Below are 13,160 nucleotides of genomic sequence, written 5' to 3'. Positions count from 1 at the left end.
AATGCATTGACTTAAAAGGGCTTCGGCCCTTTTTTTTTACCCTGTCATTGAGCAAAATACAGGATGAACAATGCGATGCACGCAAAATGCGTACAGGTAAGCACTGAGCGTAATAGTGGGGCGTCACGTATTACTTCTTGCGTGCTGCCATTCAGCGGTTTGGCTTGTGAAAACGATGACATCATAAACTGTTATTAACCATCATTTTTTACCTGTCTTTTTAAGCGCAAAGGCAGCATGTCAATGGGCAGGAGTACGGGGCAGACTGGCATCGAGTGACAGAGATGCAGCTCAACCGGCAAATTGTGTCAGAGCCGAACCTGCGGACTTGGTCGCGTAAGCTAGATTGTTGATCTTTTTCTGATACGCCTCTGATGCTGCGTGCGATAAGATGACATCAACATTTTCAGTTTAGAAGGAGTATGCTCTGATACCGCAGGAAGATGACCTATGGTTTGTGCCTTTAGGCGGAACCGGTGAAATCGGTATGAACCTTAACCTGTATGGCCATCACGGAAAGTGGCTGATGGTAGATTGCGGAGTGTCATTTGATGAACCGCTGCTGCCTGAGTATCGGGGCGGCAAAGTCGGCAGCCATCGGCATGCGGTAGTTGCACCTGATCCGTCATTTATCAGCGAGCAAAGACAAACTCTGTGCGGACTGGTCATTACCCATGGCCACGAAGATCACGTCGGCGCTGTACCTTATCTCTGGCAACGCTTTCGCTGTCCGGTATACACCACACCTTTCACCGCCGAAATATTACGCCGCAAGCTGGCTCAAACCGGTCTGCTGAACAAAGTGCCCATAATCGAAGTGGGTGTCGAGGCTACCTGCCAGGTTGGGCCTTTTACTCTTACCTGGATGGCAATCACACATTCCATTCCCGAACCCTCAGCACTATTGATCCAGACTAAAGCCGGAACCGTGTTTCATACTGCTGACTGGAAAATTGACGCGCAACCCATAACCGGTACGCCGTTTGACCGCCAGGCCTTTCAAGCGCTCGGTAATGAATCAATTCTGGCAATGGTAGGGGACTCCACCAACGCAACAAAGCCCGGTTTTTCTGTTTCCGAGCGCAATTGTTATGATGGTTTGCTTTCTACAATAAAGCCCTGCAACGGCAGAGTGGTAGTGGGGTGTTTCGGTAGTAATATCGCCAGGCTGATTACGTTGGCGCGTGTTGCAGAAAAAACGGGGCGCTACCTGGGGTTGTTGGGACGTTCCCTGGTTAATATGTACAGTATTGCCCGTCAAACGAATGTTTGGCCGCAGGAACTTAGTGTGATTGATGCTCACCACATGGGCTACCTGCCGCCAGAAGAGGTTTTAGCAGTGGCTACCGGCAGTCAGGGCGAGCCCAGAGCCGCGTTACATCGGCTGGCGCTTGACTCCCATCCTGCCTTATCGCTGGATAAAGGTGATACGGTTATCTTTTCTTCCATCGTGATCCCGGGAAATGAAGATGCTGTTGAACGTCTTGTCGCACGTTTTCATGGCAGAGGGATAAGTACATTACAAAGTGAAAATAGTGCGTTGCCCATTCACGCCAGTGGTCATCCCTGTCAGGAGGAACTCAAATTAATGTATCACTGGGTGAAGCCTGAAATTGCCATTCCCGTACACGGTGAGAATCAGCATTTAGAAGCCCATCTGGCAATTGCAAAAAGTAGCGGTGTCAGAAAAGGCTATGTGGGTCAAAATGGCGATTTGTATTGTCTCGCCCCGCAAGCCGGCATTCGTCGCAATGTGGTGAAAACCGGCAGGATCCCCGTCCGACAGGATTAGTAAGGTTCCTGTCAGCAGAATTCTCTTTTATACCTGTTTCTCAATTTTGTGCCATAAAGCTGCAGCTATAATCAGCGAAGGTCATATTGTTTATGAGAAGTGCGTGTGAAGCGCATAGCGCTTCACATAGAAAGCCTCAACATCCACCAATATCAAGAATGCCATGTCAGCGCGTTGCCCATGACATGCTTTCGTACACCGACAACCTAGCTTGTTTGCAGCTTCCGGGCGTCGCCAAACATCAATAAATACAGTCTTTAAGAAGCCATATCCCACCTTGGTTTATTGTGAGGGACAAAAGACAAGCGCCTTTTTACTTAAGGCCTGAGTCTCTTTGCCGATAAAAAAATACGACGGCAACCTGCCGCGTTCAGGTATTCAAGCTTAAGGATTTATGATGAAAAAGATCGCAAAAATTGCAGTATTCAGCGTTATCGGGTTATTATCAGTTTCAATTTCAGCAAAACCCATGACCTCTCAGGGAACAACCAGCTTTGTTGACGAGGCTTGCAGCTTGGCCCCCCTGATTTGTAGTGTCACAACACTTGGAAATGGAAGCGGTGATACGCCACCACTGCCAGATCCGAAGAGACCAAAAGATAAGGAAAAATGACAGCAGTATTTCCTCAGCTCCCGACAGCAATAGCCTTCTATTTCGTTGCGCTTTTGCTTCATGTACTTACAGTGAGAAGGTTAACCGCCTTCTCTTTTGTGATTGTGGGAGTCCTGCTGCTTGACTTTCTTCATGTTGGTTTCGAATTTTTTCTTAAAAGCCACTTTCACGAACCTGCCTTTTCTACACTCGTCTATTACAGCTGGTATCTTGGGTTTGCATTATCAGACTTCGCCTTTGTGGCCGTTATCGCGACAATTTGTAAGAATGCAAATCTAAAGCTCGACATCGCCAGCAAAGTTATTTTATCCCTCTATGTTGTCCTTGGCGCAATTCAGTTGTTTTCCCTGGTTGAAAGGCTCGTTGTTAACAGTAAATTCGCATATTATTTTTATACTCAAAGTATTCCCATTTTAAATTTCATTATTGCTGTCACTCTGTTCGGCTTTATTGCTATTTCATTGTTCAGTGGTCTTCGTCAGCAAAAAACGATCTAACGAATTGGATGCACACCCTTTTAGATTTGGTCCCACTTTCTACGGTGTTAAATATCCTCTTACTGATTTGTTATGTAGCGGTCGTTAATCGTATTTCAAGTTTCACGATAATCATTACCGGAGTGATACTGATCGAGTTTTTGCATCAGGGGATTTATGCTCTTCTTAGCCAGCCCTCGGTGCTGGAGCTGTTGGAAACCTGGATATTTGTCGCGTGGTATCTTGGTTTTGGCCTGACCGACTTTGCTTTTGTCATTGTTGCGATTGCTGTTTGCAAGCAATCTCATACCCCTATTCAGAAAACGTCCAAAATTATACTTGGTATTTTTATTTTTCTTGGCCTTTTGCAAGTGGCGCGCTTTATTGAGAAGCAATATTCGGGAACTGACTATTTCAAATTCCTTTACACGCAGGGGATTCCTTTTATTAACTACATGATAGTGGCACTACTCGGCGGCCAGTTAATAGCGGAAATAGGAAATCGAAAAAAGGGATTGGATGATGATATTTACTGAGTTACGCCGCGTTTAAATCGTTTGGTACCAACGCATAACGTCTTATACCAATAGACGTTATGAACAATTTCAAATGCTTGCTATCATCTAAGAGCTGACAGGGAGTGCGCGATTACGTCTACGGAGACCGGGCGAAATCTGACAAACGGTTTTTGATATCAAGATTGTGGCGATACGTGATAACACCTTGGTAGGTTTCCATTAATGTAGAACTGAGTGAAATAAGGTAGCTCAGTGATTGCTCCCAATAAGATAACCATAATATGAGCAGTATCAGCAGATTAGCAGTAACGGTAGTTTTTCTTTTCATCATTCCATTAGCGGGAGCCTCCCAGGTCAGGGTGCCTTCACCGAACTTTGAGGTGCTTTCAACAAAAAATGGTCTGACTCAGGATTTCATTAACCACATTGTTATCGAAGATAGTGGCTTCGTCTGGGTCGCGACAGAGGGAGGGCTGGTTCGCTGGGATGGATACCGGGCAGAAGAGTTTGAGGGGCCCGATAATGTCTTAACCAATGCCAGCATCAACAAGTTGACTCTGGAAGCTGACGAGGGGTTATGGATAAGCACTTTCGCATCCGGCGTTTATCGATTCGATTTCAAAAGTAATCAACTGGAACATAAGATTAAGCGCTCTTATCGCGAGCAACCGGAATGGATCCAACCTGCAAATAATTTTCACTGGCACTCAAGAACGCAACTGGTTGTCTCCCTTTACGAAGAGGTTATCCTCTACGATACCGAAACAAACTCGATTCGTGTCATTTTTAGCCTGCTGGACGAGGCCCTGGAAAACGCCGAAAGCATTCGGTATGCAATAAGCCTTGATAACAGACTATTTGTAGCGACGACAGAAGGTCTTTACAGCAAGGTTTTGGATGCACCGCCGCAAGATTATCAGCGTCTGGATTACCTCAACGGCTTGCCCGGCAATGTCAAACGTAATAATGCGAAGTATTTGCTGGCAGATCCGCAGGGACGTTTCTGGGTGGGCGCGGTTGATGGACTTTACATGGCGCCGGTGGATGAGTTGAAAGCCTATCTGGACGGAAACAGTACCAGCCCGTTTAAGGACATTGTCCGCGGTAAAAATATCTGGACAATCACGCAGGCCGACAATAATGCCTTCTGGCTTGGTACAAATAAAGGGTTGTTTTCATTAGTCAATTCAGATGGACAATGGGAAACGGTCTATGAACTTACACCTGACTATGGCGATACGATCCTTCCACGCAAACGCATTACTACCATTACCAAAGACAGCGACAATAATCTCTGGCTGGGAACAGAATACGGCGGCGCGCTTTACTACATGCCATCAACGGCGAATGTGACGACAATTCAGAACCGGCGAACTGACAGCACCCCCACATTAAGTAATGTGATCGTCTGGGCATTGCATCAGGGGAACGACAATACGCTTTGGATCGGCACTGACAATGGCCTGAATCGCTATAATCTGGCGACTGGAGAGACTGACGCATTTATCGTTACTGAGAACGAGGATGACGGCAATGGCGATTCAGTTATTGAGAAGATCATGCCGTGGGAAGAGGGCACATTGCTGCTGCAGACTTATAACGGCATAAGTATTTTCGATAAATCGACAGGGACATTGCGCAAACCTCAGCCCACTGTTGGAGATGCTGAGATTTTCAATCAGTGGAATTATGGCTCTGCGGTAGATGCGCAGGGCAGAGCGTATTTTGGTAGTGATAAATTTTACCGCTTCGATTACACCACCAATAGTGTAGAGGCGCTGGCGCTGGATCCTGTTGTTTTTGATACGGATTTCTTTTCCTCTTTTCTGGGGACGTCCGCGTATTATGAAGATCGCATGTTTGTGGCGATGTTGAATGGACTTTGGTTGCTTGATACTGAGACGCTGGAGTACGAGCTGGTATACGAGTTACCCCCGGAACAGCGCAATACGTCGATGTCAGTATCTTCCTGGGCGCTGGACCAACAAGGAACGTTATGGCTGGCATTTCCCCGGTTCGGGCTACTTGGGCTGGACGCGGATACGTTTGAGGTTAAAGCTCGTGTCAATGCTGACAATACGCTGCCTTCAGAAATAGTCTATTCATTGATGATGGATAGTGATAATGGCCTATGGTTCAGCTCACACTCTGGTTTACATCGTTTTTCAACTGTGGATGGTGCATTAAAAAATTACCGTTATGGCCAGGAAATCTCGGTGTCAGAGTTTAACGAGGGGGCGGTGACGATGCTCGCCGACGGTCGCATGGCGTATGGGTCGACAAACGGTGTAGTGCTTTTCGACCCGGCTAAACTGTATGACAGAAATCAGCAGCGTGACACTGCACGCCAGATGGTTATTACGGGCTTCAAACTCGACTCCCGAAACGATTTGCAGTTGCCAAGAGAGAACCTGTCTGGTGAAAAAGTGGTGTTGGAGCATGACGATTATGGTATCTCCATTCTCTTTTCCCCGATGTTGATGAGCAAAAAATCTGACGCGAACTATCAGTATTCGCTGTATCGTGGCGATGCCCTGGTTAGTGAGGGCGATACCCGGGATCCCCGGATCATTTTTGCTACACTGACACCCGGCGAATATACATTTAGTGTCGAACCCACCACCAATAGCTTTGATGATACGTATTTACCTGCGGATATCTCCATATTTGTCCCTTATGCACCGTGGCGATCGCCACTGGCTTACACCAGCTACGTCGTTCTTTTATTGCTTATTGTATTGTCCTATTTCTATGCACGTCATCAGCAGTTAAACCGCCTTCAACGGGCGCAACAGCAGGTACGACTGTTTGGCGATGCGTTCAGGCAAACGCGGGACTGGGTGGTAATTTTCGACTCATCGCAAAAGCCGGTAGCGATAAATCGTGCTTTTGCTGTCGCATTTGGTATTAATGATTCAGGAAATATAGACCGAAGCTTTAAACAGTTATTCCAGCGCTACCCGAAGCTGGCCAGGCAATTATCGGGACGACTGTCTTCATTGAAACCTGGACAATTCTGGAAAGATGACGATGTTGTTGAAGGCGCTGATGGCAAACAGTATGACGTGCTTATTGAGATCACAGCTATTAGCGATCCGGACAATAAAGCGCTCACCGATCACTATCTGTTGGTAATATCAGATATCAGCGAGCAGAAAAACGCAGAAAGAAAACTGATAAAAATTGCCAACTACGACAGTCTGACCGGTCTGGTTAATCGCAGCCTGCTGTTAGATCGGCTGGAGCATGCTGTCGATAGTGCAAGAGAAAATGACACCAAGGTAGCGGTATTATTTGTCGATCTAGACCGCTTTAAAGGTATCAATGACTCGCTGGGCCATGACTACGGAGACAAGCTGTTGCGCGTAGTTGCAAATCGAATGCGAAACCTGGCATCAGGGGCTGATACGGTTGCCCGATTGGGCGGTGATGAGTTTGTCATTGTGATGGAGGACGTGAAGCAAGTCGATGAACTGAGTCATTTTGTCGGGGAGTTGATCGAGTCTGTCGAAACGCCAATATCGCTGGGTAAAGAAATACTGCGAGTCTCATGCAGCGTTGGCGTGTCCTTCTATCCCGACGACGCTGAAGAACCGGCTGAATTGCTCAAACATGCCGATGTTGCAATGTATTCTGCGAAAAAAGATACGCTTAATGCGTTCACCTACTTTACTACTGAAATGAACCAGCGCGCCCGCGACAGACTGCATGTCGAAAATCTGGTAAAGCGCGCCTATACCGAAGATTGTTTCTACAATCATTATCAACCTATTATTAACACCCGTACCGGAAAAACCGAAGGCGTTGAACTGTTATTACGTTGTCAGTTACCCGAGCAGCCGCTGTATCCCGATATGTTCATCCCTGTACTGGAAGAGCTTCGTTATATTATTGAAACCACGCGCCAGGCGATGCGCCGTGCCGTGGCCGATCTGGCAGACTGGTACGCAATTGGATTTGACGGGTACATCTCGGTGAATCTTTCTGCACTTCATTTTAAAACAGAGTTTGATATTGCCGGAGTCAAAGATTTGCTAGCAGAATACGCGCTGCCGGTAACGTCGCTGCGCTTTGAAATTACTGAAGGCGTACTGATGGATAATACCGGCAACGCACTGACGGAAATTCAGCGATTTGTCGATGAGGGCTTCGTACTTGCTCTGGATGATTTTGGTACAGGCTATTCATCGTTGAGTTATCTGAAACGTTATCCTCTGAAAGTACTGAAAATCGACAAGAGCTTTGTTGATGATATCCAGCCAGGGAATGCCAATGACGCTTTGGTATCCACAACCATTACCTTGTCAGAGCGCCTGTCTATGGTAAGTATTGCTGAAGGCGTAGAAACACTGGAGCAGGCGCAATACCTTGCAGAACTTGGATGTCATTATCAACAGGGATATTATTTTTCCCGGCCGGTGGCAGGTGCTGAAGTTCCTGAGCTACTTACACGTCAGTGGACGATATCGTCTTAGTAGCTTGTGACGTCAGTCGTATTATATTTCTGCATACCCTCTTGACCACTTAGCGTTTTTCCACCGCAAGCCATCCCGGTATGACGCCCACGGCACATTACTCGCGCCGTGAGCCTCGCGGATGCAGGGTACTTACTTTTAGCTGATCGTTAATGGTAAAGGCAGCTCCCTAAATCGTTTACCCGTCGCTGCGAATAATGCATTGGCCAACGCAGGGGCAAAGGGGGGCGTCGGAGGTTCGCCAACTCCCGCCGGTGGCTTGGTGCTCTGTACAATATCCACATGAAAGTGTTTTGGAGCATGTTGAATTCGTGCAACCTGATAATTGTGGAAGTTGGTCTGGTCGATAGCGCCATCTGTGGCGGAGATTTCGCCAATGGCACAACTGAGTCCGTAAACCATACCGCCCTCGCATTGTGCGCGAACGTGATCCGGGTTCACTATGGTGCCGGCATCCAGGCTCATATACACATTTGGCATCGTCCAGGTGCCATCGTCAGCAACCTCAACCTCAACCACAGCCGCTGCATAGCTCAAAAATGAACGGTGTGCGGCCAGCCCCAGAAAGCGGTTACTGGTCTTGCGGTTGTCCCAATCTGCCATGTCGGTGACTCTGCGAATGACGTTTTTTAATCTTGCTGTGTCTATCGGATAGACATCAATAGGATCACCGTAATTATCATACTCCGCACCTTCTGCCGCCAGGTCGATATGACGGTCTTCGCCAATTAACGTCAGCAAATAGTCACGACTATCCTGTTTTGCAGCGAACGCGAGTTCATCGGCAAAAGAGTGTATAGCAAAAGCGTGATAAACGTTCGCCACACTCCGCAACCAGCCAATCCGCACATGGTTTTTAGCTTCACCACGCTCCAGCTGCATATTAGGAATAGCAAACGGATTGTCGATAAATCCAAGTCGTAATTCACCATTACTGGGTGTCACTGCAGACGGGTTGAACGTTGAAGAAATTGACGGAAATACCGTGTTGTGTCGCCATGCAATTGTTTTTCCGGTTTCATCCTGTGTTGCCTGGATGTGCTGAGCACTCACTGAATGGTAATAACCATGCTGAATATCGTCTTCGCGTCGCCAGATGACTTTCACCGGTTTCCCTGCCTGCTGTGCCAACAGAGCAGCTTCGACGGAAAAGTCTGGCTTGGACTTACGGCCAAAGCCGCCACCCAGCAACGTGACGTTTACGGTAACCTTGTCTTCCGGCATCTTCAGAGCGGCGGCAACGTTGCTGCGGGTGGATTGCGGGGTTTGCGTGCAGGCCCAGATCTCGGCACTGTCTTTCGTAACCTTTGCTGTGGCCGCAGGCGGCTCCATCGGTGCCTGCGACAGTAACGGCGCATAATAAGTCGCGCTGATTACATTCGTACTGTCTTTGAGGGCTTGTGGAGCATCGCCACGCTTTCTTACGACTTCGCCTGGTTGCTGTGCTGTCTTTATCAAGGAAGCTTTGTACTCAGTAGAGTTGTAATTAGTGTGTTCATTACTGGTCCATTTCACCGACAGCGCTTTCACGCCTTGCATTGCTGCCCAGGTTGTTTTCGCCAGTACTGCCACACCGCCAAGAGGATTAAATGCGGCAGGCGCCGTCGCTTCTGGTAAGTTGATTACGTCAACTACACCGGCGATGTCGCGTGCCTTTTTGTCGTCGACGCTTTCAGCATGCGTGAACATGACAGGAGGGCGCTGGATCACGGCAACCAACATGTCGTCAAGTTGCACGTCTTGTCCATAGGTGGTGGTTCCGGAGACCACATCATCAATATCGACACTGGTCATCACTTTGCCAATATACTTCCAGCGGGAACGGGGCTTTAGTGATACCGCATCTGATTCAGGTACCGGGAGGGTCGCGGCGACATCAATTAACGATTTGTAGTCAACGCGGTTTCCGCTCGGTGTATGCACCACACCGTGATCGCGGTTGATACAGTCATCGGGACTCACATTCCAGCCTCGGGCAGCCGCTTCTCGCAGCATAGTAGCCGCGGTAGCACCGGCGATACGAAGACGCTCAAGGTTGCGTCTGACACTGCGAGAGCCATCGGTGTTCTGATCGCCGTATTTGGGGTGACCTGTGGCCTGTACCACGGTTACCCGATCCCAGTCTGCGTCCAGTTCATCGGCAATAATTTGTGCCAGTGCAGTGCGGATTTGCTGTCCCATCTCAGAACGATGGCAAGTGACAACTAGCTGACCCTCAGCATTAAATTCGACAAAAACGTTTGGTGCCAGGGTTTCAGTTTGAGTTGCTTGTGCTGCAACCGGGTTGATTGAAGGCAATAACGTTAAGCCAAGCGCAAAACCTGAGGCAGAGGCTGACTTTTTTAAAAATGCACGGCGCTGCGGGGAAATAATATCGTTCATTATGCTTCTCCTTTCGCGGCGTGTTTAATCGCATTTCTAATTCGTGGGTAGGTACCACAACGGCAGATATTACCGGACATGTGCTGATCAATTTCTGTATCCGACGGAGCAGCGTTTTTTGCCAGTAGGGTGGCCGCCTGCATGATTTGCCCACTTTGACAGTAACCACACTGCGGCACATTATGCTGTTTCCAGGCCACTTGCAGGGGATGTTGGTTTTTTGCATCCAGACCTTCGATAGTCGTTACCGATTTCCCCTCAATGGCAGACATTGGCAACTGGCATGAGCGAGTGGCTTCGCCATCGATGTGGACCGTGCAGGCGCCACACAATGCCATTCCGCATCCATACTTGGTACCGGTCATGTGTAACTCATCACGTAAATACCAGAGTAGTGGCATTTGAGGATCGCCACTGTACTCGCGCGCTTCACCATTAATTTTTAATTTCATGTCGATGCCTGTTTATTGTAGGTGATGCCGTTAAGGCACAAAGTAATCGGTTGTTATTCAGCATGTCGCTGACGTTGAATGTAAAACTCTGTTCAGAGCGTCCGGTTGTCGCTTCCAGCTAACTGGCAAATACTTACCTTACGACCTCCAATACATTGGCGTAAGACAATCAGTCGCCGATTAATGCGCTGCTACGCTGGTGCAATATGAATAGCACAGCGATTTTCATTCGCCATGTCCGTTCATGGGGAATAGCTGTAAGTGTATGGCGCTGCGCCATCTCTTTCACGCTCGCGCCATCTTTTTCACGCTGCAGCCTCGCTAGCTATTCTTAACAGCAGCATGGAATACCTCAAGTTTCAAACTGCATGCGGTAAAGTTTAGTTTTCGTCCGATGATCTGTCACCCCGACGCCGCGTTTGACCAAGCGTCAGCATTCACACCCCACTATTAGATAAGGTAAGGTAAGACTATAAAAAAACTAAATTCACCGACGAAGCGCACGGTTTTACCGCGTTTTTGTTGTTAATCGAAGTATAAGGGCTTGTCATACAGAAAAAAATCGTGATTATTATAGCCCTGTGAAAGAATTGTAAACCTGGTCTACATTAATACAACATATGAGCGACCTATGCCACGAGACATGACAACTGACGCGACAAAACACGATGTAACATCTCCACTCAGTATGCTATATCACTGGGAGAAGGAGCGGGGAGACGAGGTCTACCTGACACAACCGGTAAACGGTGACTATCAGTCTTATACCTGGACACAGGTAGGCAATCTGGCACGTCGTATTGCATACCGCCTGCAGGAACTGGACTTGCCGCCGCAAAGCCGCATTGGGATTTTTTCAAAAAACTGCGCGGAATGGTTTATTGTTGATCTCGGGATTATGATGGCCGGACATATATCCGTGCCTATCTTTTCGACTGCCGGTGCAGATACCATTCAGTATGTGCTTAAGCATGCGGATGTAAAGTTATTGTTCATTGGGAAACTGGATAACACGACGGAGCAGGTTGCTGCTGTGCCAGATGACTATCACACGGTAGCATTCCCTTATCCGAATTTATCAACGACTCAGCAGTGGGCGGAGTTTATTGATTGTCCTGCTATTGATGATTCACCGGTGCCGGATATGGATCAGACGATGACGATCATCTACACCTCCGGTAGCACAGGGCAACCTAAAGGTGTAGTACATACCTACCATTCAATTTGCTGGGCGGCGCAACGGTCGCTGAACCAATTGAAAATCGACACCAGCGACAGAACGCTGAGCTACCTGCCTCTTGCACATATCACCGAGCGGGTACTGGTTGAATTATCGAGTTTCTATTCAGGCGGTCAGATTTATTTCGTTGAGTCACTGGATACCTTCCAGCGTGACGTGAAAGCCTGCCGACCCACGCTGTTTATTTCCGTGCCAAGACTCTGGACGAAGTTTCAGATGGGTGTGCTGGCGCAGATGCCACAGAAAAAACTCAATATACTGCTTAAAATTCCTATCCTGAAGGGGATTGTTGCAAAGAAAATTCGTGAAGGCCTGGGATTGAATCATGCCCGGCTGTGGGCAAGTGGCTCAGCGCCCCTGGCACCGGCTGTCATCGAATGGTTTGCAAAAATCGGTATCAATATCTCTGAAGGCTGGGGGATGACCGAAAACAGCGCATACGGGACAGCAAGTGTGCCATTTCGTCACGATAAGATAGGCTGTATTGGCAAGCCGTACGACGGCGTAGATATACGCATATCTGATGAAGGCGAAATTCAGGTGAAGGCGCCTTGTAACATGAAAGAATACTACCTTGAGCCTGAAAAAACGGCAGAAGTTTTTACTGATGATGGCTATCTGCGAACAGGTGATCGAGGCGTAATGGATGATGAGGGCTATGTTCGAATTACCGGTCGCCTGAAGGATATCTTTAAGACCGCCAAAGGAAAATATGTAGCGCCTGCACCCATCGAAGCCAAATTTATGGAGAATCCGCTGGTTGAGCAGGTCTGCGTTACCGGCACTAACCTTCCACAACCTGTAGCATTGCTGGTACTGAGTGAAGAGGCTCAAAAGCAAAACAAACAGGAAGTACAGGAGAGTCTTCAGCGCACGCTTACAAATATTAACAGTGGGCTGGAAAGCCATCAGGTGCTCGACCACGTGGTGATCATGCAGTCTGAATGGACCATTGAAAATGATTTGCTCACACCCACGCTAAAAGTAAAACGTCATGTTCTGGAAGAGCGCTTCCATGATGTGATCCAGGCCTCATACAACTCACCGGTTGTACGTGTAGCCTGATTAGCCGGCCACGGTAAGTTTTTGCCGTGGCTGCTTTCCTGTTTATACTCTACATACAATGTTTTTACTGGAGTATTCAGCGTATATCTGGATATACCAGTATTCTTCCTCCGATACGTAAATTTCCACTTTTACACCTTTTGACTA

The 13,160-nt window shown here is 47.9% G+C and carries 8 protein-coding genes; 6 read left to right on the top strand and 2 right to left on the bottom strand.

The window, feature by feature from the left end; genetic code table 11:
- Window positions 1-487 precede the first annotated feature (487 nt).
- The 5 genes from ACLBLI_RS11690 (at window position 488) to ACLBLI_RS11670 (ending at window position 7,874) form a co-directional block, all read left to right on the top strand.
- Window positions 488-1,792, top strand: coding sequence for a ribonuclease J (locus ACLBLI_RS11690; RefSeq protein ID WP_414827786.1), 1,305 nt, complete (start codon window positions 488-490; stop codon window positions 1,790-1,792).
- 394 nt (window positions 1,793-2,186) lie between these two features.
- Window positions 2,187-2,405 (top strand): hypothetical protein, encoded by a 219-nt coding sequence (locus ACLBLI_RS11685; protein ID WP_414827785.1) that lies wholly within the window; start codon window positions 2,187-2,189, stop codon window positions 2,403-2,405.
- Complete coding sequence (locus tag ACLBLI_RS11680) at window positions 2,402-2,902, top strand: hypothetical protein (protein WP_414827784.1); 501 nt, start codon at window positions 2,402-2,404, stop codon at window positions 2,900-2,902. Before ACLBLI_RS11685 ends, ACLBLI_RS11680 begins: the two co-directional genes overlap by 4 nt.
- Before the next feature lie 8 nt (window positions 2,903-2,910).
- Window positions 2,911-3,417 (top strand): hypothetical protein, encoded by a 507-nt coding sequence (locus ACLBLI_RS11675; protein ID WP_414827783.1) that lies wholly within the window; start codon window positions 2,911-2,913, stop codon window positions 3,415-3,417.
- 263 nt (window positions 3,418-3,680) lie between these two features.
- On the top strand, window positions 3,681-7,874 hold the full coding sequence (locus tag ACLBLI_RS11670; protein ID WP_414827782.1) for an EAL domain-containing protein: 4,194 nt from the start codon (window positions 3,681-3,683) through the stop codon (window positions 7,872-7,874).
- 138 nt (window positions 7,875-8,012) lie between these two features.
- On the opposite strand, the gene ACLBLI_RS11665 is transcribed toward ACLBLI_RS11670, so the two are convergent.
- Both ACLBLI_RS11665 and ACLBLI_RS11660 read right to left on the bottom strand, forming a co-directional pair.
- Window positions 8,013-10,256 (bottom strand): molybdopterin cofactor-binding domain-containing protein, encoded by a 2,244-nt coding sequence (locus ACLBLI_RS11665; protein ID WP_414827781.1) that lies wholly within the window; start codon window positions 10,254-10,256, stop codon window positions 8,013-8,015.
- Window positions 10,256-10,708: a (2Fe-2S)-binding protein gene (locus tag ACLBLI_RS11660; RefSeq protein ID WP_414827780.1), complete on the bottom strand. Its 453-nt coding sequence runs from the start codon at window positions 10,706-10,708 to the stop codon at window positions 10,256-10,258. The genes ACLBLI_RS11665 and ACLBLI_RS11660 overlap by 1 nt, the downstream gene beginning before the upstream one ends.
- Before the next feature lie 631 nt (window positions 10,709-11,339).
- Between ACLBLI_RS11660 and ACLBLI_RS11655 the strand changes: the two genes are divergently transcribed.
- Window positions 11,340-13,013 carry an AMP-binding protein gene (locus ACLBLI_RS11655; RefSeq protein ID WP_414827779.1) on the top strand — a complete coding sequence of 558 codons (1,674 nt, stop codon included), beginning with the start codon at window positions 11,340-11,342 and terminating at the stop codon, window positions 13,011-13,013.
- Window positions 13,014-13,160 lie beyond the last annotated feature (147 nt).

The sequence above is a fragment of the Alteromonas sp. H39 genome (genome assembly GCF_047556435.1).
Lineage (GTDB): Bacteria > Pseudomonadota > Gammaproteobacteria > Enterobacterales > Alteromonadaceae > Alteromonas.
This window is presented reverse-complemented; position numbering and strand designations above follow the sequence as displayed.

Excerpts from the sequence above, each read along its gene's own strand:
- ACLBLI_RS11690 (WP_414827786.1), top strand. The coding sequence starts at position 488 with ATGAACCTTAACCTGTATGGCCATCACGGAAAGTGGCTGATGGTAGAT.
- ACLBLI_RS11685 (WP_414827785.1), top strand. The coding sequence starts at position 2,187 with ATGATGAAAAAGATCGCAAAAATTGCAGTATTCAGCGTTATCGGGTTA.
- ACLBLI_RS11680 (WP_414827784.1), top strand. The coding sequence starts at position 2,402 with ATGACAGCAGTATTTCCTCAGCTCCCGACAGCAATAGCCTTCTATTTC.
- ACLBLI_RS11675 (WP_414827783.1), top strand. The coding sequence starts at position 2,911 with ATGCACACCCTTTTAGATTTGGTCCCACTTTCTACGGTGTTAAATATC.
- ACLBLI_RS11670 (WP_414827782.1), top strand. The coding sequence starts at position 3,681 with ATGAGCAGTATCAGCAGATTAGCAGTAACGGTAGTTTTTCTTTTCATC.
- ACLBLI_RS11665 (WP_414827781.1), bottom strand. The coding sequence starts at position 10,256 with ATGAACGATATTATTTCCCCGCAGCGCCGTGCATTTTTAAAAAAGTCA.
- ACLBLI_RS11660 (WP_414827780.1), bottom strand. The coding sequence starts at position 10,708 with ATGAAATTAAAAATTAATGGTGAAGCGCGCGAGTACAGTGGCGATCCT.
- ACLBLI_RS11655 (WP_414827779.1), top strand. The coding sequence starts at position 11,340 with ATGCCACGAGACATGACAACTGACGCGACAAAACACGATGTAACATCT.